The sequence below is a fragment of the Streptomyces sp. NPDC001568 genome (genome assembly GCF_042893755.1).
Taxonomy (GTDB): domain Bacteria; phylum Actinomycetota; class Actinomycetes; order Streptomycetales; family Streptomycetaceae; genus Streptomyces.
This window is the reverse complement of record NZ_JBIAVF010000005.1, coordinates 360,337-382,426: the sequence shown is the minus strand read 5'-3', so window position 1 is coordinate 382,426 and position 22,090 is coordinate 360,337. Positions and strand designations below refer to the sequence as shown.

21 protein-coding genes are annotated in these 22,090 nt (G+C 72.8%); 11 read left to right on the top strand and 10 right to left on the bottom strand.

Features of this window, described 5'->3' with window-relative positions; translation table 11 throughout:
- Positions 1-47 precede the first annotated feature (47 nt).
- Positions 48-899 (bottom strand): NAD(P)H-binding protein, encoded by an 852-nt coding sequence (locus ACFY0I_RS12065; protein ID WP_388893442.1) that lies wholly within the window; start codon positions 897-899, stop codon positions 48-50.
- Positions 896-1,324 carry a nuclear transport factor 2 family protein gene (locus ACFY0I_RS12060; protein ID WP_388893440.1) on the bottom strand — a complete coding sequence of 143 codons (429 nt, stop codon included), beginning with the start codon at positions 1,322-1,324 and terminating at the stop codon, positions 896-898. The genes ACFY0I_RS12065 and ACFY0I_RS12060 overlap by 4 nt, the downstream gene beginning before the upstream one ends.
- 94 nt (positions 1,325-1,418) lie before the next feature.
- Here ACFY0I_RS12060 and ACFY0I_RS12055 point away from each other — a divergent pair, with 94 nt between their 5' ends.
- Positions 1,419-2,030: a TetR/AcrR family transcriptional regulator gene (locus ACFY0I_RS12055; protein ID WP_388893438.1), complete on the top strand. Its 612-nt coding sequence runs from the start codon at positions 1,419-1,421 to the stop codon at positions 2,028-2,030.
- A 147-nt stretch (positions 2,031-2,177) separates the two neighbouring features.
- Positions 2,178-3,176: an NAD-dependent epimerase/dehydratase family protein gene (locus tag ACFY0I_RS12050; RefSeq protein WP_388893436.1), complete on the top strand. Its 999-nt coding sequence runs from the start codon at positions 2,178-2,180 to the stop codon at positions 3,174-3,176.
- A gap of 39 nt (positions 3,177-3,215) precedes the next feature.
- Here ACFY0I_RS12050 and ACFY0I_RS12045 read toward each other — a convergent pair whose 3' ends face one another.
- Together ACFY0I_RS12045 and ACFY0I_RS12040 are read right to left on the bottom strand one after the other, a co-directional pair.
- On the bottom strand, positions 3,216-4,325 hold the full coding sequence (locus ACFY0I_RS12045; protein ID WP_388893434.1) for a sensor histidine kinase: 1,110 nt from the start codon (positions 4,323-4,325) through the stop codon (positions 3,216-3,218).
- Positions 4,318-5,157, bottom strand: a complete 840-nt coding sequence (locus tag ACFY0I_RS12040; RefSeq protein WP_388893432.1) for a response regulator transcription factor — start codon at positions 5,155-5,157, stop codon at positions 4,318-4,320. Before ACFY0I_RS12040 ends, ACFY0I_RS12045 begins: the two co-directional genes overlap by 8 nt.
- A gap of 123 nt (positions 5,158-5,280) precedes the next feature.
- On the opposite strand from ACFY0I_RS12040, the gene ACFY0I_RS12035 reads away from it, so the two are divergent.
- Genes ACFY0I_RS12035 through ACFY0I_RS12025 form a run of 3 tightly spaced genes read left to right on the top strand, consistent with a single transcriptional unit; the run spans position 5,281 to position 7,270 of the window.
- Positions 5,281-5,997 (top strand): glycosyltransferase family 2 protein, encoded by a 717-nt coding sequence (locus tag ACFY0I_RS12035; protein ID WP_388893430.1) that lies wholly within the window; start codon positions 5,281-5,283, stop codon positions 5,995-5,997.
- Entirely contained in the window at positions 5,994-6,614 is a 621-nt protein-coding gene (locus ACFY0I_RS12030) for a DUF2064 domain-containing protein (protein WP_388893428.1), read from the top strand. Before ACFY0I_RS12035 ends, ACFY0I_RS12030 begins: the two co-directional genes overlap by 4 nt.
- A complete protein-coding gene (locus ACFY0I_RS12025; protein ID WP_388893426.1) occupies positions 6,611-7,270 on the top strand; it encodes a class I SAM-dependent methyltransferase in 660 nt (219 codons plus the stop codon). The genes ACFY0I_RS12030 and ACFY0I_RS12025 overlap by 4 nt, the downstream gene beginning before the upstream one ends.
- A 134-nt stretch (positions 7,271-7,404) precedes the next feature.
- Here the strand turns inward: ACFY0I_RS12025 and ACFY0I_RS12020 are convergent, their stop codons facing one another.
- Together ACFY0I_RS12020 and ACFY0I_RS12015 are read right to left on the bottom strand one after the other, a co-directional pair.
- Entirely contained in the window at positions 7,405-7,809 is a 405-nt protein-coding gene (locus tag ACFY0I_RS12020) for a hypothetical protein (protein ID WP_388893424.1), read from the bottom strand.
- Positions 7,809-8,951, bottom strand: a complete 1,143-nt coding sequence (locus tag ACFY0I_RS12015) for a molybdopterin-dependent oxidoreductase (protein ID WP_388893422.1) — start codon at positions 8,949-8,951, stop codon at positions 7,809-7,811. The genes ACFY0I_RS12020 and ACFY0I_RS12015 overlap by 1 nt, the downstream gene beginning before the upstream one ends.
- 113 nt (positions 8,952-9,064) lie before the next feature.
- Here ACFY0I_RS12015 and ACFY0I_RS12010 point away from each other — a divergent pair, with 113 nt between their 5' ends.
- Complete coding sequence (locus ACFY0I_RS12010) at positions 9,065-10,522, top strand: glycosyltransferase 87 family protein (protein WP_388893420.1); 1,458 nt, start codon at positions 9,065-9,067, stop codon at positions 10,520-10,522.
- 26 nt (positions 10,523-10,548) lie between these two features.
- The gene (locus ACFY0I_RS12005; protein ID WP_388893418.1) at positions 10,549-11,808 is read left to right on the top strand and encodes a cation:proton antiporter; all 1,260 of its coding nucleotides are present in this window, start codon (positions 10,549-10,551) and stop codon (positions 11,806-11,808) included.
- 52 nt (positions 11,809-11,860) lie between these two features.
- On the opposite strand, the gene ACFY0I_RS12000 is transcribed toward ACFY0I_RS12005, so the two are convergent.
- Positions 11,861-13,276 (bottom strand): alpha/beta hydrolase family protein, encoded by a 1,416-nt coding sequence (locus ACFY0I_RS12000; protein WP_388893416.1) that lies wholly within the window; start codon positions 13,274-13,276, stop codon positions 11,861-11,863.
- Between ACFY0I_RS12000 and ACFY0I_RS11995 the strand changes: the two genes are divergently transcribed.
- On the top strand, positions 13,266-15,092 hold the full coding sequence (locus ACFY0I_RS11995) for an MFS transporter (protein WP_388893414.1): 1,827 nt from the start codon (positions 13,266-13,268) through the stop codon (positions 15,090-15,092). The genes ACFY0I_RS12000 and ACFY0I_RS11995 overlap by 11 nt on opposite strands.
- A gap of 40 nt (positions 15,093-15,132) precedes the next feature.
- Here the strand turns inward: ACFY0I_RS11995 and ACFY0I_RS11990 are convergent, their stop codons facing one another.
- Genes ACFY0I_RS11990 through ACFY0I_RS11980 form a run of 3 tightly spaced genes read right to left on the bottom strand, consistent with a single transcriptional unit; the run spans position 15,133 to position 18,820 of the window.
- Entirely contained in the window at positions 15,133-16,119 is a 987-nt protein-coding gene (locus ACFY0I_RS11990; RefSeq protein ID WP_388893412.1) for an FAD binding domain-containing protein, read from the bottom strand.
- Complete coding sequence (locus ACFY0I_RS11985; protein ID WP_388893410.1) at positions 16,116-18,221, bottom strand: xanthine dehydrogenase family protein molybdopterin-binding subunit; 2,106 nt, start codon at positions 18,219-18,221, stop codon at positions 16,116-16,118. Before ACFY0I_RS11985 ends, ACFY0I_RS11990 begins: the two co-directional genes overlap by 4 nt.
- Positions 18,218-18,820 carry a 2Fe-2S iron-sulfur cluster-binding protein gene (locus tag ACFY0I_RS11980; protein WP_388893408.1) on the bottom strand — a complete coding sequence of 201 codons (603 nt, stop codon included), beginning with the start codon at positions 18,818-18,820 and terminating at the stop codon, positions 18,218-18,220. The genes ACFY0I_RS11985 and ACFY0I_RS11980 overlap by 4 nt, the downstream gene beginning before the upstream one ends.
- A gap of 232 nt (positions 18,821-19,052) precedes the next feature.
- On the opposite strand from ACFY0I_RS11980, the gene ACFY0I_RS11975 reads away from it, so the two are divergent.
- The 3 genes from ACFY0I_RS11975 (at position 19,053) to ACFY0I_RS11965 (ending at position 22,049) form a co-directional block, all read left to right on the top strand.
- The gene (locus tag ACFY0I_RS11975; RefSeq protein WP_388893406.1) at positions 19,053-20,303 is read left to right on the top strand and encodes an arginine deiminase; all 1,251 of its coding nucleotides are present in this window, start codon (positions 19,053-19,055) and stop codon (positions 20,301-20,303) included.
- Positions 20,304-20,393: 90 nt separating this feature from the next.
- Positions 20,394-21,842: a basic amino acid/polyamine antiporter gene (locus ACFY0I_RS11970; protein ID WP_388893404.1), complete on the top strand. Its 1,449-nt coding sequence runs from the start codon at positions 20,394-20,396 to the stop codon at positions 21,840-21,842.
- A gap of 69 nt (positions 21,843-21,911) precedes the next feature.
- Positions 21,912-22,049 (top strand): hypothetical protein, encoded by a 138-nt coding sequence (locus tag ACFY0I_RS11965; protein ID WP_388893402.1) that lies wholly within the window; start codon positions 21,912-21,914, stop codon positions 22,047-22,049.
- Positions 22,050-22,090 lie beyond the last annotated feature (41 nt).

Below are 22,090 nucleotides of genomic sequence, written 5' to 3'. Positions count from 1 at the left end.
CGAGCAACCAGGCGATGCCGAACACCACCCGCCGGACAGAACGCCCCTCAAGGCTCCCGCGCCGACAGTTCGCGTTCCGCGACCGTGCGGAAGTCGTTCGGCGGGCGGCCCGTGAGGCGTTGGACGGTGTCGGTGGTGCGGTCCTCGGACCCCTCCGCGATCGCCCGGTCCATGCCCGCCAGCATCACGGCGAACTCCCGGGGAACGGCCCCGGCCAGCCGCTCCACCAGGGCGTCGTGGGTCAGGTGGTGGTGGACCACCGGGCGGCCGGTGACGTCCGTGAGGACCGCCGCGATGTCGTCGTGAGCGAGCGCCCGGGGCCCGGTGAGGATCAGGTCGGTGTTGGGCGCGCGGTCGTCGGTGAGGGCCCGTACGGCGACGGCGGCGATGTCGTCGGCGTCGACGAACCCGACCCGGCCCGCACCGGCCGCGGTGCGGATGACGCCGTCGGCGCGGACGCTGTCGGCGTGGGCGTGCGTGCCGGTGAAGTTCTGCATGAACCAGGAGGGGCGCAGGACCGCCCATTGCGCGAAGAGGTCGGGCAGGGCCCGGTGCACCCTCCCCACCGCCGGGCCGCCCTCGGGGATGGCCGAGGAGCTGAGGAGCACGGCCCGCAGGACTCCGGCGGCGCGCGCCCGGTCGAGGAAGGGCAGCATGACGGCGGCCGGGTCCGGGTCCCCGATGGGTGGGACGAGGTAGACGCGGTCGGCTCCGGCGAGGGCCGGGCCGTGGGTGTCGGGCTCGTACCAGTCGAAGCGGACCGGCTCGGCGCCCGGGAACGCGGCGGCGCTTCGGCCGGCGGCCCTGACCCGCCGGCCCGCGGCGATCAGTCGCGCCGCGGTGCGGCTTCCGGTGGTGCCGGTGGCGCCGATGACCAACGTGGTTCCGGTGACGGTCATCGGGCGTCGCTCCCGGCGAAGCGCAGACCGGGTTCCTGGACGGCGAGCGGGTTCCAGTAGTCGCGGTAGGAGGTGAACCTGCCGTCCTCGACGGTCACGACGGCGATGTAGGTCATGTCGAAGGGGGCTCCGGTCGCCACCACGCGGCCCACGCCGCGCATTTCGACCACGATGGTCCCGGGTTCGGCGGTCCGGTGGATCCGCAGGTCGGGTATGTCGCGCAGGTCGATGTGGTCGGGATGGTCACGCATGTAGCCGGCGATGGCCTCCCGACCCTCCAGCCGTTGGGGCCATCCGGGTGGGGCGAACGGGAATTCCATGACGCCGTGCTCGGACCACAGGGCGACCCAGGAGGCGATGTCCTTGTTCAGGAGCAGGCGCAGGCTGTGGCGGTACAGGTCCGTCGGCGAGGTGGCTTCGGGCATGAGGGATCTCCGTCCCGTACGATACGGACCAGCGGTCCGCTTCTCTCCACGAAGATACGGACCGCCGGTCCGGTTCGCAACCCGAGGGAACGCCATGACTGCCGAACGCAAACCACGCAAGGACGCCGCCCGCAACCGGGCGGCCATCTTCGCCGCGGCGGACACCCTCTTCACCGAGTGCCGCACCCCGGAAGAGGTCACGATGGCCGACATCGCGGCAGCGGCCGGCGTCGGCAAGGGGACCCTCTTCCGCTCCTTCGGCGACCGCACCGGACTGATCCGCGCGCTGTACGAGGCGCGGCTCGAACCGGTGAGGGAGGCGATCGAGGCGGGCCCGGCACCCCTCGGGCCGGCAACCCCGCCCGTCGAGCGCGTACCGGCGCTGCTCGACGCCGTCCTGTGCCTCAAGCTCGACAACCGCCACCTCGCGATGGCCCTGGAGACGACCGGCGCCGACAGCCCGTACCGCACGGAGCACTACGAGCGGTGGCACGCCCTGCTCCGGGACCTGCTGGCGCGCGTCCCCGGCCTGACCTCGTGCGACTTCACCGCCCACGCGCTGCTCGCCGCCACCCGCGCCGACCTCGTCGCGTACCTGGCCGGCGAAAAAGGGGTACCGCGCGAGGAACTCCGAAGCCGACTCGCGGACTTCACCGCTTCGGTGCTCGACGCCGGGACGCGCCGGGCGCCGGCCGCCGAGGGGTGACGGCGGGGCCGCGCGCGGGAGCGGGGAACGCCGCCCGCACGACGTCCTCACGGAGCCGGGAACGCGGCCCGCGCGACGTTCTTACGGATCCGTGACGTGCGGCCGGTCGCGCCGCCGCTCCCCCCGCCGGCGGCATAGCGTCGGACCATGCGCGTACTGGTGACTGGCGGAGCGGGCTTCATCGGCTCGCACATCGTGGCGGAACTGATCGACCGGGGACACGATCCCGCGGTCCTCGACCTGGCGGCCGACGGCCGCGACGTACGGGATCCGGACGCGGTACGGGATGCCCTGCGCGGGGTGGACGCCGTCTGCCACCAGGCGGCCAAGGTCGGCCTGGGCAAGGACTTCGCCGACGCGCCCGACTACGTATCGGTCAACGACCTCGGTACGGCCGTGCTGCTCGCCGCGATGGCGCGGGCGGGCGTACGGCGACTGCTGCTCGCCGGGTCGATGGTCGTCTACGGGGAGGGCCGCTACGAGTGCTCCGCGCACGGGGTCGTGCGTCCCGGCCCCCGGGCCGAGGCCGACCTCGCGGCGGGCCGGTTCGAGCCGCGCTGCCCGGACTGCGGCGCCGACCTCGCCCCCGGCCTGGTGGGCGAGGACGCCCCGATGGACCCGAGGAACGTGTACGCGGTCACGAAGCTCACCCAGGAGCACCTCGCGTCCTCCTGGGCCCGGTCCACCGGAGGCCGCGTCGTCTCGCTGCGCTACCACAACGTCTACGGACCAGGAATGCCGCGCGACACCCCGTACGCGGGCGTGGCCGCCCTGTTCCGTTCGGCGCTGGCCCGGGGCGAGGCGCCGCGGGTCTTCGAGGACGGCGGGCAGCGGCGCGACTTCGTCCACGTACGGGACGTCGCGGCGGCCAACGCCGTCGCCCTCGACGCCCTGGACGACGGGCCCGGCTTCGCCGCCTACAACGTGGGCAGCGGGGAGCCGCGCACGGTCGGGGAGATGGCGGCGGCGCTGGCCGGCGCGTGCGCGGGACCGGCCCCCGTCGTCACGGGCGAGTACCGGCTGGGGGACGTCCGCCACATCACGGCGGACTCGGCGCGTCTGCGCGAGGAGTTGGGCTGGAGCACTTCGGTGCCGTTCGCGGCGGGGATGGCCGAGCTGGCCGCCGGGGCCGGGGCGCCCGTGTAGGACGGCCGGGGAGGGCCCCTGCGACCCTCCCCGGCCGTCCTACACGGGCGCCGGGAGGGTGAGTTCGAAGCGGCAGCCGCCGGGGACGTTGTGGACGTCCGCGTGCCCGGCGTGCGCCTCGACGATGCCCCGGACGATCGCCAGTCCCAGGCCCGCCCCGGACGGAGGGGTACGGGCCGGAGTGCCGCGCCAGCCGGTGTCGAACACGCGCGGGAGGTCCTCCTCGGGGATGCCGCCACAGGCGTCGGTGACCGACACCACCACCGCGCCGGCCCGGCGTTCGGCGGCGATGGCGACCGTACCGTCGGCCGGGGTGTGGCGGATGGCGTTGACGAGGAGGTTGGACAGGACCCGGGTCATCTCCTTGCCGTCGACCTCCACCGGGAGCGCGGCCACCTCGTCACCGGCGAGGTGCACGCCGTGCTGGCGGGCGAGGGCGTCGGCGCCCGCCAGCGCGTCGCCGACGAGGTCGTAGAGGGAGAGGCGGGTCGGGGTCAGGTTCAGGGCGCCCGCGTGGATGCGGGACAGCTCGAACAGGTCCGTGACCATGGAGTTGAGCCGCTCCACCTCGGCGCGCATCTGGCGGTGGTAGCGCGCCGGATCGGCGACGATCCCGTCCTCCAGCGCCTCCGACATGGCGCGCAGGCCGGCCAGCGGGGTGCGCAGGTCGTGCGAGATCCAGGCGACGAGCTCACGGCGGGACGTCTCCAGCGCGCGTTCCCGGTCGCGGGACGCGGCGAGCCGTTCGCTGGTGAGGGCCAACTCCCGACTGAGTGAAGCGAGTTCGGCGGGGGCCGGCACGGTGGGGGCCGTGAAGGTCCCCGCTTCGCCGAAGTCGCCCGCCGCGCGGACGAGTTCCCGGCAGCGCCGTACGACCTGACGGCCGAGGAGCAGGGCCGTGGCCAGGGACACGGCGGCGGCCATCGCCACGACGGTGGTCACGACGGCGAGGTCGTGGGAGGAGAGGAACATCGCCCAGGCGACGGTGAGCGTCCCGGCCAGCATCGCGGAGACCGCGACGGCCGCCACGACCGCCAGCGAGACGGCGATGCTGCGTCGGCGCAGCACGCGCAGGGCCGCCGCCCCGAGGAGACCGACGGCGCAGGCGCCGAGGAGGGCGTACAGGGCGATCAGCAGCAGGTCACGCATGGCCGTCCTCCGGCTGGGCCCCGTCGGCGCCGGCCGCGCCCATCGCCGGCGCCGGACCCGTCTCGAACCGGTATCCGGCGCCCCACACGGTCTTGATGAGCCGGGGGTTCGCCGGGTCGTCCTCGATCTTGCCGCGGAGCCGGCGGACGTGGACGGTGACGGTCGACAGGTCACCGAAGTCCCAACCCCAGACCTCGCGCATCAGCCGTTCCCGGTCGCAGACCTGCCCCTGGTGTTCCAGGAAGTAGGCGAGGAGGTCGAACTCGCGCAAGGTCAGGGCCAGTTCGCCTCCGCGCTTGGTGACCCGACGGGCCGCCGGGTCCATCACGAGACCGGCCGCGGCGAGCAACGGCCCGCCGGCCCCGGCTTCGGCGGCGCTCCGGTGGGCCGAGGCCCTGCGCAGGACCGACCGCACGCGCAGGACGAGCTCGCGCGGGCTGAAGGGCTTCGTCACGTAGTCGTCGGCGCCGACCTCCAGGCCCAGGATCCGGTCGTCCTCGTCACCGCGCGCGGTGAGCATGACCACCGGGACGGGGCGCGTTCCGCGTTCGCGGTCCCGTAGCCGGCGGCAGACCTCGAGGCCGTCCATACCGGGCAGCATGAGGTCGAGGACGATGAGGTCGGGCCGGTGGCGGTCGGCGGCTTCGAGCGCGGCCGGGCCGTCGGCGGCGCGGAGCGCGGTGAAACCGGCGCGTTCCAGGTAGCCGGTGACCACCTCCGACACGGTCGGGTCGTCGTCCACGACCAGGACGAGACCGCCCGCCTCCCCCGTGCCGGGATCCCGGTCGGTGCTCCGGCCCGGCTCGGTGCGCTGTTCGTTGCTTGGTGCCATGCCTCCAGGGTGTCACCGCGGGGCCGCGGATGGTCCCCGGCCGCCGCGCATCCGGGGCGGCGTCCGCGTTTCGTAAGGTCTTGAAACGCCTTTACCGGCTGTCCGGTTCCTACGGTGTGGAGGGTGACTCCTTCTGCTTGTGCTCCGCCCCGCGCGGATCTCGTACTGCCCTGCCTCGACGAGGCGGAAGCCCTTCCCTGGGTGCTGGCGCGCGTGCCGGTCGGGTGGCGGGCCATCGTCGTGGACAACGGCTCGACCGACGGTTCCGCGGAGATCGCCCGCCGGCTCGGGGCGACCGTCGTGCACGAGAGCCGGCGCGGTTTCGGCGCGGCCTGCCACGCCGGCCTGCTGGCAGCCCGTGCCGACCTGGTCTGCTTCTGCGACTGCGACGCCTCCATGGACCCCGGCCTGCTCGCCGCGATGGCGACGCGGGTCGCGGCCGGCGAGGCGGACCTGTTGCTCGGCCGGCGCCGCCCGCAGGGCCGTGGCGCGTGGCCCGCGCACGCCAGAGCCGGCAACCTCGCGCTCGCGCGCATGCTGCGCCGCCGCACCGGACTGCGGTTGCACGACCTCGGCCCGATGCGGGTCGCCCACCGGGAGGCCCTGCTCGGCCTGGACCTGACCGACCGGCGCAGCGGGTACCCGCTGCAAATGGTCGTGCGGGCCGCCGACGCGGGCTGGCGGGTCGCGGAGACGGACGTCCCGTACCTGCCGCGCGCCGGGAAGTCGAAGGTCACGGGGACCTGGCGGGGCACGTGGCACGCCGTGCGCGACATGCGCCGGGTACTGGCCGAACCGGCTGTCGCCGGCAGCGCGCGGGTACGGGGGGTGTCCGCGTGAGCACCCTGCTCGTCATCGCCAAGGCGCCCGTCGCGGGACGCGTCAAGACCCGTCTGACCACGACGTTCACGCCGGAGGAGGCCGCCGATCTGGCGCGTGCCGCGCTGGAGGACACCCTCGCGGCGGTCCTGGCGACGCCGGCCCGGCGCCGGATCCTGGTCCTGGACGGGCAACCGGGGGCGTGGCTCCCGTGCGGCATCGAGGTCGTACCGCAGTGCGCGGGCGGGTTGGACGCCCGGCTCGCGGCCGCCTTCGCGCTGGCGGACGGTCCCGCCCTGCTCGTCGGCATGGACACCCCGCAGGTCACGCCCGACCACCTCCGGCGGGGGCTGGACTTCTCCGAGGCGGACGCCTGGTTCGGACCGGCGGACGACGGCGGGTTCTGGGCCCTCGGCCTGGCCGCCCCGGACCCGGCGCTGCTGCGTGGGGTCCCCATGTCCGTACCGGACACCGGCGAGGTGCAGCGACGTCGCCTGACCGCCGCCGGCCTCGCCGTACGGGACCTGCCCGAGCTGTGCGACGTGGACACCCCGGCCGATGCGGCGCGGGTCGCCGCGACGGCCCCCGGGTCGCGTTTCGCACACCGGTACGCCGAACTGTGCGGGGTGACCCCGTGACCGCTCAGCTGACGCGATCGACCGGCCGTCCCTGGCAGGCCGACCCGTACGTCGACGCCCTGCGGTCGGGTCGCGGGCCGCTCTACCTGCGCCGCGGCGACGGCTGGCTGCTCCCGCTGGAGGTCGAGCGCTGGTGCGCCGACGCGGACGGGGCCGACGACACGGTGCTGGCCCGCTGCACCGGGTCGGTGCTGGACGTCGGCTGCGGCCCGGGCCGGCTCGTCGCCGCCCTCGCCCGGCTGGGACTGCCGGCGCTGGGGGTGGACGTGACGCCGGAGGCGGTGTCCCGGACCGTGCGCGCGGGCGGCAGCGCCCTGTGCCGCTCCGTCTTCGACCCGCTGCCGAGCGAGGGCCGCTGGGGCACGGTGCTGCTCATCGACGGCAACATCGGCATCGGCGGCGACCCCGGCCGGCTGTTGCGCCGTGCGGCCGAGCTGGCGGCGTCGAACGGTTCCCTGCTGGTGGAGGTGGCCTCCGCCGACGTGGACGAACGCGTGGAGGTGCAGGTGGAGGACGGCTGCGGCGGTCACGGATCGCCGTTCTGGTGGGCCCGGCTCGGCACCCGCGCCCTGTGCGCCGCGGCCGAGGCCGCGGGCTGGACACCGTCGGCTACGTGGCAGGCGGCGGGGCGGCACTTCGTGCACCTGCGGCGTTGAGGCGGCGGACCGCGGAGCCGGCCCCGTAGCCGCTGTCGCCGCCGTCGCCGTAGCCGTCGTGAAAGGCCGGGCGGGATCCAGGGCCTCCTGGATCCCGCCCGGCCTTTCGTCCGCCGCGTGCCGTACGTCGCCGCTCAGGGCTTGCGGCGGGCCCGGCGCAGGAGGGCTCGGGTGCCCTCGTACCCGAGGGTGAGCACGATGATGGCCGCCATCGTCAGCAGCCAGTTGCGCAGGTAGTCCAGGGGCAGCGCCGTCGCGTTGGCCGCGGCGCCCGGACGCAGCAGCGGGGGCAGGGCGATCGCGGTGAGCGAGCCCGCGACGATCAGGGCGGCGCGCGGGACTCCGCGCAGCCGCAGGCCGGCCGCCGCGGTCAGGGCGGCGACGGCGATCACGAGGGGGGCGATGAAACCGTCGTGCACGACGAGGGCTCCCCCCAGCCAGACGATGATCCGCCACGGCTGGGGCTGTCGGCTCAGCAGCAGGCAGCCCCAGCCGATGAGGGCCAGTCCGAGGGCTCCGCACAGGTACCGGATCCGCATCACCGCACCTCCAGTCGGCCGACCCACTTGGTCTGCAGCACGCCCGGCCGATTGGGGGCGATGATGCGCGCCGGATAGCCGTGGTCGAGCGACAGCACCTCCCCGTTCAGGCGCAGCGCGAGCAGGGTGAGCGGGTCCTGTGCGTAGAGCCGGCCCATGTCCATCACCCGGTACGCGCCGGCCGCCTCCAAGGACACCACCCGGGCCCGCGAGGAGGGGCCGCCGCCGGCAAGTTCCAGCAGGTCACGGACCCGTACGCCGGTCCAGTGGGCGGACTTGCTCCAGCCTTCGACGCACGCGATGGGCAAGGTCACCTCGTGCTGGGGCAGGGCGCGCAGCTCCTCCAGCGTCAGGGCGAGGGGGCGGGGGCCGGCCACGGTGAGCCGCCAGTCGGACAGGGAGTCGCGGGTGACGCGCGCGGCGGCGGCCGTACGGTTCACCGGCAGGCCCTGGACGCCGTGGGCGGGGCTGCGCGGGGCGAACAGGTCGAACCGGCCGAGCGCCGTCACGGACTGCCCCACCGTCGTCAGGGTGACCGCTCCGACCGCTGCCGCCAGCCCGACCAGGAACTGGCGCCGGTCCGCTCCGTCGGCCTCGGGAAGGGCGAGGGTGCCGGGCGAGCCGAGGGTGAAGTGGTCCCGGATCTTGGGCCACTGCACCGCGATGTGCAGCAGCAGGGAGCCGATGACGACCCAGGCGACGGCGAAGTGGACCGGCACGAAGCTGAACGGCCACGGGTACCACTGGAAGGTGTTCAACAACCCCGTGAACAGCTCGAACAGGGAGGCCGCGACGAGCACCGCCACGGACAGCCGCTCCAGCGCGTGCAGGACGGAGCGCACCGGCGGCCAGGCGAACAGGCGCGGGTACACCGTCCACAGCTTCGCCAGCAGCAGGGGGATCGCGGCGATGCCCGAGGCCACGTGGAGTCCCTGGGTCAGCCGGTAGCCCCAGAAGGGGCGGCTCGGCAGCAGGTCGGCGGCCCATCCCGGCGGATGCTGGAGGAAGTGGCTCAGCAGGCCGGTCGCGAAGCAGACGACGAAGGCGACCGCGAGCCACCGGCCGATGGCCGTCGCGGTGCGGGCGTCGTGCAGCCGCGCCTTGAAGGTGATCGGCGGGCCGGGGGGCAATGTGAAGCGCATGTCTCCATCACACCCCCGCCAACGGGTCGGTGGGCTGCCGCGACACCTTACGGAACGCGGACGTCGCGGCGTCGCGGGCCGCCGGAGGGCCATGTGATGGAACGCTTGCGCAGGTGAACCCGCGCACCCTCCTCGCCTCCGCCGTCCTCGCCGCTCTCGTCACGGCTCTCGTCCTGACCGTGCGGCACGACGGCTACTTCACGGATCCGGTCGGCCTGTTGTTGGGGTACGGGGCCTGCTGGGTCCTGTTCGTCCTCGCCCTGCTCGCGCTGCGTCGGGTCCCGGCCGGGCACGTGGTGCCGCTGGTCCTCGCCGGGGCGGTCGCCGTCACCGTGACCGGCCTGGTCGCGGCGCCCCGCACCAGCACGGACTCGTACCGCTACGCGTGGGACGGTCGTGTCCAGTCCGCCGGGATCTCGCCGTACGACCACACCCCGCAGGACCCCGCGCTCCTCCCGCTGCGGGACCCGTGGCTGTTCCCCACCGGCCCGCTCTGCACCGGCCCCGGCCTCGCGCCCGTCCCCCATACGGGCGAGGTGCGCCACTGCACGCGGATCAACCGGCCGGCCGTCAACACCATCTACCCGCCCGTCGCCGAGGTCTACTTCCTGGCGGTGGACCGGCTGGCGCCCGAGGGGTCCCGGTACAAGCCGCTCCAGATCGGCGGCGCCCTGATCTCCCTCGGGGTGACGGGCGCTTGTCTGCTGATCGTGCGCCGGCGCGGCGGTGGCCTGCGCGGGGTCGCGTACTGGGCCTGGTGTCCGGCCGTGCCCATCGAGGCGGTCAACAACGCGCACATCGACGTGCTGGGCGTCCTGCTCGCGGTGGCCGGCCTCGGCCTGGTCGCCGCGCGAGGAGCCATCGCCCGGCGAGGAGTCGTCGCGCGAGAAGTCGCCGCCGCCCAAGGGGCCGTCGCCGCACCCGGAATCGGCCGGCGGATCGCCGGGGGCCTGGTCCTCGGCGCCGCCGTCGCCACCAAGCTGATGCCCGCCATCGTCCTGCCGGGGGCCCTGTCCGGGGTGCGCCGCGTGCGGGACGCCGCTGCCGTCCTGCTCCCCGCCGCCGCCTTCACGGCGCTCGCCTACCTGCCGTACGTCCTGCTCTCGCACGGCTCGGTCCTCGGATACCTGGGGGGCTACGTGGAGGAGGAGGGCTACCAGGACCCCGAGTCCGGTTCCCGGTACTCGTTGCTGCGCCTGGCGCTGCCCGACGCCTGGGCGTTCCCCGCGCTCCTGGCCGTCCTGGCGGCGGTGTGCGGGTACGTGATGTGGCGCGGGGACCCGCGCCGGCCGTGGAGCGGAGCCCTCCTCGTCACCGGCTGGGCCTTCGCGCTGCTGACGCCCGGGTACTGCTGGTACGCCCTGCTCCTGGTCGCCCTGGTGGCGCTGGACGGGCGTTGGGAGTGGCTGGGCATCGCGTTCGCGGGGGCCGCCGTCTACGTCCTCGCCCCGGAGTTCGGCTACCGGGCGACGGTGAGCAACCTCGCGTACGGCGCCGCGGTCGTGCTCGTCCTCGTCGTCACCGCGCTGCGCCGACGTGGCCCGCGCGACAGGACCGCTTCCTGCGGCTGAGGGGCCCGTCGGGGAGGATGGGGGCAATGACACTCTCCGACGTCGTGTACCTGGCCGTGGGGATCGGCGCGCTCGGCGCGGCCGTCATCCCCCGGCTCGTCTTCCGACAACCGCTGTCCATGCCCATGGTCTTCCTCGCCGCGGGCGCCCTGGCAGCGCTCCTGCCCCTGCCGATCGTGGAACCGGGGCGCGACCGGCTCTGGGTCGAGCACGCCACCGAACTGTGCGTCATCGTGTCCCTGATGGGAGCCGGACTCGCCCTCAACCGGCCGGTGGGACTTCGCCGTTGGCAGGGCCCGTGGCGGCTCCTCGGCATCAGCCTGCCGCTGACCATCGCCGCGATGACCGCCGCCGGCGTGTTGCTGCTCGACTGGCCGCTCGCCCCGGCACTGCTCCTCGCGGCGATCCTGTCGCCGACGGACCCGGTGCTGGCGGCGGAGGTGCGGGTGGGCGAGCCCACCGACGTGGAGGACGACGAGGACGAGGTCCGGTTCTCGTTGACCGCCGAGGCGGGTCTCAACGACGGGCTCGCCTTCCCCTTCGTACTCGCCGCCCTCGCTCTGGCCGCGGCCGGCGGCGGGGCCTCGGGGGCGGGCTGGATCGGGCACTGGTTCCTGGTCGACGTACTCGCCCGGATCGCCATCGGCGTCGCCGTCGGCATCGTCACGGGATGGCTGCTGGGCAGGATGTTCTTCCGGGCGCGGCCGTCCGCGCTGCGCCTCTCCGAGCACATGGAGGGGTTCGTCGCGCTCGGCGCGACGTTCGTGGCGTACGGCGCTGCCGAACTCCTCCTCGGCTACGGGTTCCTCGCCGTCTTCGTCACCGCCTGCACGATCCGGGCCGCCGAACGCAACCACGGCTACCACAAGGTGCTGCACGAGTTCACCGAGCAGATCGAACGGCTGCTCACCGTCTTCCTGCTGTTCCTCCTCGGCGCCTACCTCGTCGAACACGGTCTGGCCGCACTGACCTGGCAGGGCGCCCTGGTCGGCGTCCTGCTCGTGCTGGTCGTCCGACCGCTCGCCGGATGGGTGGGCCTGCTCGGCGCCGCCACCGGGCCGCGCGAGCGCGTGGTCACGGCCCTGTTCGGCATCCGCGGCATCGGCTCGCTGTTCTACCTGGCCTACGCGCTCGGCCACAGCGACCGCTTCGCCACCTACGCGGATCAGCTGTGGTCCGTCGTCGCGTTCACCGTGCTGCTGTCCGTCTTCCTGCACGGCGCCGCCGCCACACCCGTCATCCGCCGCCTGGACCGGATGCGACGCGACTCGCCCACACCACCCTGACCCCGACGGCGGACGTCCCGGCCCGGGGCCGCGCTGCCCGTCCGCCGACGGGTCAGCCGCCCGACATCGTCTCCTGGAGCCAGTCGAAGACGACCTCGCAGTGGAACTGAGGGGCCATCGGCGAGCAGTGGAGCTGCGCGCCCTGGGCCGCGGTCAGCTTCACGTAGTCCTTGGGAGAGGTGAGCTTGTCGTACAACTGCCGTGGCTGGCCGGGGTAGAACTGCTCGCCGTCGTAGTCCAGGACCAGGGTGGGCGTTGTGATCCGGCTGACGACGGAGGTGATGGCCAGTGCCTGGATGCGGGTGGCGGGCGTGTAGAAGTCGGTGAACAGCTTGCCCCGGCGGGCATCGAGCATCGCCGGGACGGAGAACGGTTCGAAGCGCTTCTTCATGACGGCGGCGGCGTCCGGAGGCAGTTCGGGGACGACCTCCTTGTTCCAGATGTTGTTCGTCTCCTCCTTGTTCGGCGTGAGGATCTGCCGGATCTCGGGCGGGAAGCCCAGCCACGGCTCGACGCAGCCGGGCATCGCCACCAGCGCGGCGAGCCGGTTCTCGAAGGCCGCGGCCCGCGGTGCGAGGTCCCCGGCCATGCTCAGGCCGGTCAGGGCGATCTTGCCGGTGTCCACGTCGGGGCGGGCGGACAGCCAGTCGATGAGCGGGGTGACGACCTTCTCCCAGGTCGGGGTGAACACCACCTGGTCGACGAAGAGCAGCTGCCCCTGGCCCGGACCGTCGTAGACGAGCGCGTTCCAGCCCCGTTCGAGTGCGGCGGGGACGCCGTAGGTCCACATGTCGACGTTCTGGCCGTCGCTGCCGTTGGTCAGGATCACGGTGGGGCGCGGGGTGTTCGACGTGTCGGGCCGGAAGAACCACACCGGCAGCGGCGTCGAGCCGTACGGGACGGCGGCCTTCACCGGGGCGGGTTCGCACAGGTCGCAGAAGGCGTCCCAGGCCCTGCGACCCGACCGGTACAGCTGCTCCTCGCTGCCCGGATCGTCGGACCCCAGGACGAAGAACAACGCCTGGCCGTAGTACTGGGCGGCGCGCAGCGCCCGGAACCGCTTGGTCTGGTCGTCGGCCGGGGCGCCCGGTGGCGCCTTCAGCAGCTGATCGCCGAGCTTGCGGAAGGTCTCCACGTACGTCTGCGCGGAGAGGCCCGCCTGGTTGATCGTGTTCACCGCGGTGAGGACCTCGCCGACCTCGGCCGAGCCGGCGCCGGAGCCACCGAGCGCGAGGAGGCCGTTGAAGTTGTACGCCGGGTCCTTGAACAGCGTCATCACGCCGGGGGTCGGATCCGCCCCGGCGGCGGAGGCGGAGGCGCTCGGCGTCGGGGTGGCGCGCAGGACGGGCGCGGCGGCGCCGGACGTACCGCCGGGGGCGCATCCCGCGGCCAGGGCCGTTCCCGCGCCGGCGAGGAGCAGGGCGCGGCGGGTGGGACCGGATTCCCGGTCGCCTGATATGGACGTCATACCAACGGAACGTAGCCCCGACCCGGCCCGCCCACATCTCACCCTGCTCCGAACGGGCCACACGACGACCGGCCGCACGACGACGCGACGAACAGCCGGCCCCGCGCGCCCCGACCGGCTCGATCGAGCGCGCTCGCGGGGTTCGTGTCCGCGCGACGGAATTCGTACCCGTCCTGATACTTTTTGCTGCCCTGTCGATGCGAGCCGAATTCCCGCCCGGTTCGCGGGGGTCCGCCGCTCGGGATCCACCGGAAGAGATCGCGTGAAACGCCGGCAGCAATTCATGAGCAGGCGTCGCCCATGGTGGGTCCTGGGCGTGATGGCCTGTGCTTCGTCGATGATCGCCATCGACGCCCTGGTCGTGTTGGTGGCTCTCCCGACCATCCAACGGAGTCTGGACGCCTCGCCCACCGGGCTCCAGTGGATCATCAGTGCGTATCTGCTCGGTTTCGCCGCCATGAGCGTGATCGGCGGACGCATCGGCGACGTCCTGGGGCACGAGCGCACCTTCCGCTTCGGCACGCTGCTGTTCGTCGTGGCGTCGATCGCCGCCGGGATGGCCCAGTCCGAGGCCTGGCTCATCGCCGCGCGCGCGGTCCAGGGCGTCGGCGCGGCGATCCTTCGGCCCGCGTCCCAGGTACTGATCTTCAAGGAGTTCGGGCCCCGGGACCGGGGCCAGGCCATGGGCATCTCGTCCAGCATCTCCACCCTCTTCTACGGGACGGCTCCGCTGATCGGGGGCGTGCTGACGTCGGCGTTCTCCTGGCGTGCGATCTTCTTCGTCAACCCGCCCATCGGCATCGCCGCGGTGGTCCTCGCGCGCCTCCTGCTCGACGACGAGCCGCCACGGCGCGAACGAGTCGATTGGGCGGGCGCGCCCCTGCTGATCGGCGCTCTGGTGTGCCTGGTCCTGGCTCTCATGCAGGCGCGGTACTGGGGATGGTCCTCGGTCGCCGTCGTCTCGCTGCTCGCCACTTCGGGCGCGCTGATGACGTTCCTGGTCGTACGCGAACGCCGGATCGCCCGTCCGCTCATCCACTTCGAGCTGTTCGCCGACAAGGAGTTCGCGGTGGGCGCCGCCGTCATTTCCACGGTGCGTTTCGCATTCGTGGGATTCGCCGTGTTCGGGGTCATCTGGCTCCAGGACGTCGGGGGCATGTCCGCCTTCGAAGCCGGTGTCGCCGTATTGCCGCTCACTCTCCCCACCGTCGTGTTCGCGCCCCTCGGCGGACGGCTCTGCGATCGCCGGGGGCCGCGCGTTCCCCTAGGCATCGGCATGGGTCTGTGCGTGGCGGCCCTGCTGTCCGCCGCGGCGGCCCTGCACCGACAGGAGTACGGCTGGCTGGTGGCCTCCTTCTGCGCGATGGGCATCGGCATGGGGCTCTGCGTGAGCCCGGCCTGGACCACCGCGCTGGGCGGCACCACCCCAAGCATGCGCGGCTATGCGGCGGGGATCATCCAGACCGGTCGGGAGATCAGCGCGGCTCTGGGTCTCGCGGTCATGGGCGCGATCGTGGCGCACCTGCAGAGCTCCCGACTCCAGCAGATCCTGCAGCGGGACGGCCGGCTGCCCTCCGACCGCTTCGACCGGATCGAGCGGTCCATCGGTAGGGCGGTCGCGGCGGCGCAGCACGGTTCCCCCCTGCCCACCGGGATCCCCGCCGATCTGCTGCCGGCGCTCAGGGGCGCGGTCACCACTGCCGTGTCGGCCGCGTTCTACGTGGGCGCTGCGGTGCTGTTCGCCGCGGCTGTGGCGGTTGCCCTCCTGCCCCGGAAGTTCGCCGGGTCGGACCGGAGGTCGGACGATCGCGGGTGAGGGGACGCCCACGTCGACGGCGGTGCCCGGTGGAACCCGTTCAGTCCTCCCCGCACAGCTCGCGGAGGGTGGCCACCAGCGTGTCGCGAGCGAGCGGAACCCGGAACGCGTTGGCGGGGACCGTACGGGCGGCGGAGAGTTCCTCGACCGCCGCCGCCACGAACCGGTCCGCCTCCGCCGGGGCGCCCCGCAGGACGGCTTCCGCGCGCGTCGCGCGCCACGGCTTGGTCGCCAGTCCGCCGAAGACGACGCGCGCGTCCTTGATCGTGCCCCCGTCGAGATCGATCGCCACGGCGACCGACGCCAGCGCGAAGGTGAAGGAGGCCCGGTCACCCACCTTGCGGTAGCGGGAGCGGGCCGCCATCGGCAGCGGGGGCAGCTCGACCGCCGTGATCAGTTCTCCGTGCCCGAGCACGGTGTCACGCTCCGGGTGGTTCCCGGGCAACCGGTACAAGGTGGTGACCGGAATGCGGCGCGTGCCCGCTCGGCCCCGTACGCACACCGTCGCGTCCACGGCGCACAGGGCCACGGCCAGGTCGGAGGGGTGCACGGCCGCACAGCTCCGCGACGCGCCCAGTACGGCACTGTGCTCGGCATGGCCCTGCGCGGCCGCGCAGCCGGATCCGGGTTCCCTCTTGTTGCACGGGGTCTCCACGTTCAGGAAGTACGGGCACCGCGTGCGCTGCATCAGGTTCCCCGCCAGGGTGGCCATGTTGCGCAACTGGGGTGAGGCGCCGGCCAGGAGCGCCTGCGAGACGACCGGGTAGCGCTCGCGTATCTCGCGATGGGCGGCGAGATCGGCGTTGCGGACGGTGGCTCCGATGCGTACGCCGCCTCCGGAGAGCGCCTCGACGCCGTCCAGGGCGAGGCCGGTGACGTCCACCAGCAGGTGCGGTCGGTCGATGCCCAGCTTGAGGTGGTCGAAGAGGTTGGTGCCACCGGCCACGTACACGGCATCGGGATCGCCCTCGACCAGCTCGACGGCCTCCCGCACGGTGGAGGGTCGCTCGTATCGGAACGGCCTCATGTCCCGTTTCCCGATGCCGCCGCGTCCATCAGAGCGCACGCGTCGAGCGGCAGGCCGCGGATCCGGTGACCGGTGGCGTGGTGGACGGCATTGGCGATGGCCGCCGCCGTCCCGACGATGCCGATCTCGCCGACGCCCTTGGACCCCATGGGGCTCGTGTGGAAGTCCTCCTCGTCGATGCAGACCGCCTCGATCCCGGGAGCGTCGGCGAAGGTCGCCACGTGGTAGGCGGCCAGGTCGCGGGTGTGGAAGTGCCCGTACGTCCGGTCGATGACACCCACCTCGCACAGCGCCATCGAGAGGCCCATGACCATGCCGCCGACCAATTGCGATCGCACCGTGACGGGATTGATCACGCGGCCCACGGCGAAGACGCCGAGCATGCGCGGCACCCGGATCTCCTTGGTCGACGTATCCACGCTCACCTCGGCGAACTGTGCCCCGAAGGCGTGTTGGGAGTGGGTGCGCGGCGTGGCGAGTTCGTCGAGGGTGTCGGCGACGGCTTCGAGGCCGCCGTCCGGTACGTGGCCGCCGCACCGTCCGATGGCGGAGCGCAGACCCTCGCAGGCGCGCACCACCGCTGTCCCCCACGACGTCGTTCCGCTCGACCGCCCGGCCCAACTGGCCGCCGGGTAGGCGCTGTCGCCGACCTCCACCGTGACCCGTGCCGCGTCGACGCGCAGGGAGTCGGCAGCGATCTGCGCCAGGACCGTGCGCGCCCCGGTACCGATGTCCACCGCCGCGATGCGCACGGTGTAGTGGCCGAGGCCGTCGGTGCGCGCGCTCGCCCGGGAGGGGAACCGGTACTGCGGAATGGTCGACGCGGCGACGCCCATGCCCACGAGCCGGCGCCTGTCGCCGTGTTCCGCGCGGAGGCGGTCCCGGTCGGCCCAGCCGAACCGCTCCGCCCCCAGGCGCAGGCAGGCGGCGAGGTTGCGGGTGCTGAAGGGCCGGCCGCTGTGCGGATCGTTCGCGGTGTCGTTGCGCAGGCGCAGCTCGACCGGGTCGACGGAGCACGCGACGGCGAGTTCGTCCATGGCGGACTCCAGCGCGAACATCCCCGGGCATTCGCCCGGCGCGCGCATCCAGGTCGGGGACGGAACGTTCAGCCTCGTCCGCCAGTGCCTGGTCTCGCGGTTCGGCGCCGCGTACATCGTGCGGGTGGGCGCGGCCGGGTACTCGCAGTGGTCACTCGTCACGGACGTCTGCTCGAACGACACGTGCGACACGGCCAGGAGCCGTCCGTCCGCCTCCGCCCCGAGACGGATGCGCTGCACGGTCGGAGGTCGGTACCCGGCGACGACGCTGAGCTGCTCCCGGGTGAGGGCGGTCTTGACCGGCCGTCCGACGGCGAGTGCCGCCACGGCGGCGAGGACGAGATGGGCTCGCGGTGCGGCCTTCGAACCGAAGCCTCCCCCCACGTGACGGGCGATGACCCGGACCTGGTCGGGGCTGATCCCGAAGAGCCGCGCCAGGATGTCGCGCGTGCCCGAGGGCCCTTGCGTGGTGTCGAAGACGGTCAGCGCGCCGTCGTGCCAGTACGCGACGGTCCCGTGCGGCTCGAGGGCGTGGTGGTGGTAGGGGGGAGTGGTGTAGGTGGCCTCGATCCGTACCGGTGCGTGTGACAGGGCAGACTCCACGTCGCCGTGCGAGCAGTCGGTGGGAAAGAAGGGGCCGTGGTCCGGCGGCCGGTGGAACCCGTCCCCCGGGGTGTCCGGGCTGAGGCGGTGCGGAGCGGGCGCGTAGTCGACGCGCACCGTCCGCGCCGCCTCGTGGGCGATCCGAGGTGACTCGGCGACGACCGCGGCGACGAACTGGCCCCGGTGGACGACCGATCGGGACTGGAGGACGGCGAGGTCGGCGCTGCCCGTCCCGTTCAGACGGGGGCAGTTGGCCCCGTGCAGCACGGCCAGTACTCCCGACCGGGCGAGGGCGTCCTCGGGGTGAACGGCCGTGACCCGCCCGTGAGCGATCTCCGCCGGAACCACCGCCACGTGCGCCAGGTTCGGCAGGGCCACGTCTCCGGTGTAGCGAGCGCTGCCCGTGACCTTCTCCCGGGCCTCCCGTCGCGGAGGGGACTCGCCGATGGACCCGCGCGTCACGGCGCCACGTCCGCGATCGCGACGTCCGTGATCGCCACGTCCCTGATCGCCGCGACGATGTTCTGGTACGCGCCGCAGCGGCACAGGTTCCCGCTCATGCGCTCACGGATCTCCGGCGCCGACAGGGGTCGTCCGGCGCCGGGCCGCCCGGTCACGGAGCTGGGCCATCCGCGGGCGGCCTCGTCGAGCATCCCGATCGCGGAACACAGTTGGCCGGGGGTGCAGAAGCCGCACTGGAAGGCGTCACGGGTGATGAACGCCTCCTGCAACGGGTGGAGATCCGGCCCACCGAGGCCCTCCACCGTCACGACGCGCGCGCCGCCGCAGGCCACGGCGAGGGTCAGGCAGCTGTACACGCGCCGGCCGTTCACCAAAACGGTGCAGCAGCCACAATGGCCGCGCTCGCAGCCGGCCTTGGCTCCGGTCAGGCCCAGGTGTTCCCGCAGAACGTCCAGGAGCGACAACCTGGTGTCGACCGTCGCACAGCGGTCCTCGCCGTTGACGTTGAGCGCGACGTCCACGTGCACCGCCGGGATGTCCTCGGCCGCGCGGACCGCCGGGGCCTCCTCGGCGACTTCGGGTGATTGGGCTCCCACCATGAGGCACGACCCCCGTTTCGGCGCTGCGGGCCCTGCTGCGGGCGGACTCTCGGTTGTCCCGCGGCTCCACGCTACGCCCCTACTGGATCTTCCGCCTGACGAGCGAGGGGGGGCGGAAACGGACCTCTTACTCCATGCGCGTTCATCGCCCCGGGGTCTCCCCGCCGCGGAGCCTCGAGACGGCCACACCGTGCGACGATGCCCGCACATTCGGCTACGACAAGGAAGAGTCATGAACTCTGCGGCGGGCGTCCTGGGCGTGCATTCCGAGGTCGGAAGGCTGCACAAGGTGCTCGTGTGCGCACCCGGTCTGGCTCACCGGAGACTGACCCCGAGCAATGCCGACGACCTCCTGTTCGACGACGTGATGTGGGTGGAGAACGCCCAGCGCGACCACGCCGACTTCGTGAACAAGCTCCGCGGGCGTGGGGTGGAGGTGGTCGAGCTCCACGAGCTCCTCGCCGAGACGCTGGCGGTCCCGGGCGCCAGGGACTGGTTGCTGGACCGCAAGATCGTGCCGAACGAGGTCGGGATCGGACTCATCGACAGCACGCGCGGTTTCCTGGAGTCCCTCGCCCCGCCCCGGCTGGCCGAGTTCCTCATCGGCGGGCTCGCCACGACGGACCTCCCCGACGAGTTCCGGACGCCGTACCTCGCGCTGGCCCGCGAGTCCACCGGCGTGCGCGAGTACCTGATGCCGCCGCTGCCCAACACCCTGTACACGAGGGACACCACCTGCTGGCTGTACGGCGGGCTCACCCTGAACCCCCTGTACTGGCCGGCGCGGCATGACGAGACGCTGCTCATGAAGGCCGTCTACACGTTCCATCCCGACTTCAAGGACGCCACCGTCTGGTGGGGCGACCCCGAACAGGGCTGGGGGCAGGCCACGTTCGAGGGCGGGGACATCATGCCCGTCGGCAACGGAGTGGTCCTCATGGGAATGAGCGAGCGCACGTCCCGTCAGGCCGTCACCCAGGTGGCCGAGTCGCTGTTCCGCAACGGGGCGGCCGAGCAGGTCATCGTGGCCGGCATGCCGAAATTGCGGGCGGCGATGCACCTGGACACCGTCTTCACCTTCGCCGACCGCGACATCGTCACGCTCTACCCGAAGATCATGGACTCCGTGCACACGTTCACCCTCCGTCCCGGTGACGCACCGGCCGCGGTGCACGTGACCGACGAGGGGGCGCGGTCCTTCGTCGAGGTCGTCGCCGCCGGCCTGGGGCTTCCCTCCCTGCGGGTCATCGAGACCGGCGGTGACGAGTACGCCTCCGAACGGCAGCAGTGGGACAGCGGCAACAACGCCGTCGCACTGGAGCCGGGCGTCGTCTTCACCTACGACCGCAACACCCAGACCAACACGCTGCTGCGCAAGGCGGGCGTCGAGGTGATCACCATCGTCGGCGCCGAACTGGGCAGGGGTCGCGGCGGCGGGCACTGCATGACGTGCCCCCTCATCAGGGAGCCCGTGACGTTCTGAGGTCACGGGCTCCCGTTCGCCCGGGAACCGCGACCCTCCGGCGGACCGCCGCACACAGCCGACAACCCCCGAGCGCCGTCGAGGAACCGCATGTCCCAGGCAGAACCGACCAACGCGTCACCTGACTCCGTGGCCGCGGCCAAACTCCCCCTCTTCACCCTGACGGCCCTGGTCGTCGGCTCCATGGTCGGCGCGGGCGTCTTCTCCCTGCCGCGCCGCTTCGCCCAGGAGACGGGCGTGGCCGGCGCGCTGATCTCGTGGGCGGTCGCCGGTACGGGCATGCTGATGCTCGCCTTCGTCTTCCAGACGCTCGCCGTCCGCCGACCCGACCTCGACGCGGGCGTCTACGCCTACGCCAAGGCCGGGTTCGGCGAGTACCTGGGCTTCTTCTCGGCCTTCGGCTACTGGGCGAGCGCCTGCGTCGGGAACGTGACGTACTGGGTCCTGATCATGTCCACGGTCGGAGCTGTCGTTCCGGCCCTCGGGGACGGCGACACGATCCTGGCGGCCGTCCTGTCGTCCGTCGGGCTGTGGGCGTTCTTCTCCTTCATCCGGCGGGGCGTGAAGGAGGCCGCGGCGATCAACAGGGTCGTCACCGTCGCCAAACTCGTCCCCATCATCGTTTTCATCCTGCTGGCGCTCTTCTGTCTCGACCCCGGTGTGTTCGCCGACAACTTCGCGGGCGCCGACTACGCGGGTTCGTTGTTCGACCAGGTGCGCGGCACGATGCTGGCCACCGTCTTCGTCTTCCTGGGCGTGGAGGGGGCGAGCGTGTACTCGCGGCACGCCAAGCGCCGCGAGGACGTCGGGCGCGCCACCATCCTCGGTTTCCTGAGCGTGTTCGCCGTGTTCGCGTCCGTCACGGTCGTCTCCTACGGGATCCTGCCGATGAGCGAGATCGCGGAGCTGCGCCAGCCGTCGATGGCCGGGGTGCTGGAGGCCGCCGTCGGCACCTGGGGCAAGGTGCTGATCAGCATCGGGCTCGTCGTCTCCGTCCTGGGGGCCTATCTCGCCTGGACGTTGATGGCGGCCGAGGTGCTGTTCGTGGCCGCCAAGGACAAGGACATGCCGCGCTTCCTCGGCCGCGCCACCGCCCAGGACGTACCGGTGCCGGCCCTCGTGATGACGACCCTGCTGTCGCAGATCGTGCTGATCGTCACCCTGTTCTCCGACGACGCCTTCAACTTCGCCCTCGACCTGACCAGCGCCCTCTCCCTGATCCCCTTCCTCCTCGCCGCCGCCTTCGGCGTGAAGGTGGCCCTCTCACCCGCTGACACGGCCGGTGGGAGCCGCCGGCGCGAGCTCGTGGTGTCCGTACTGGCCACCCTCTACACCGCGTTCCTGATCTACGCGGCGGGTCTGAAGTACGTGCTGATCTCCTTCATCCTGTACGCGCCCGCGACCGTCCTGTTCGTGATGGCACGGCGCGAGCAGGGCCGCAGGCTGTTCTCCCGGCGTGAGGCGGTCATCCTCGTCGTCTCCGTCGCCGGCGCCGTCGCGGGGATCGCGGCGCTCGCGACCGGGGGGATCGAGCTCTGAGGCGGGGAGCCGACACCCGGCCCGGCCGGTCGAACCGCCGCCGCTCGGCTTCCGGTTGTCCGTTGCAGGATGTTCATCACCGCGTTCGCGAAGCCGCTGGTGCGGGCCCTGCAACTGTGGTTCCCTGAGGTCATGACCGTACTTGTGACCCGCCGCCACGTGGACTACGTGCGTGTCACGACCACGGCCTGTCCCGCCGCCCTCTGACGCGGCGCCGCGACCCCGGTCGCCCCTCTCCCCGCTTCCCG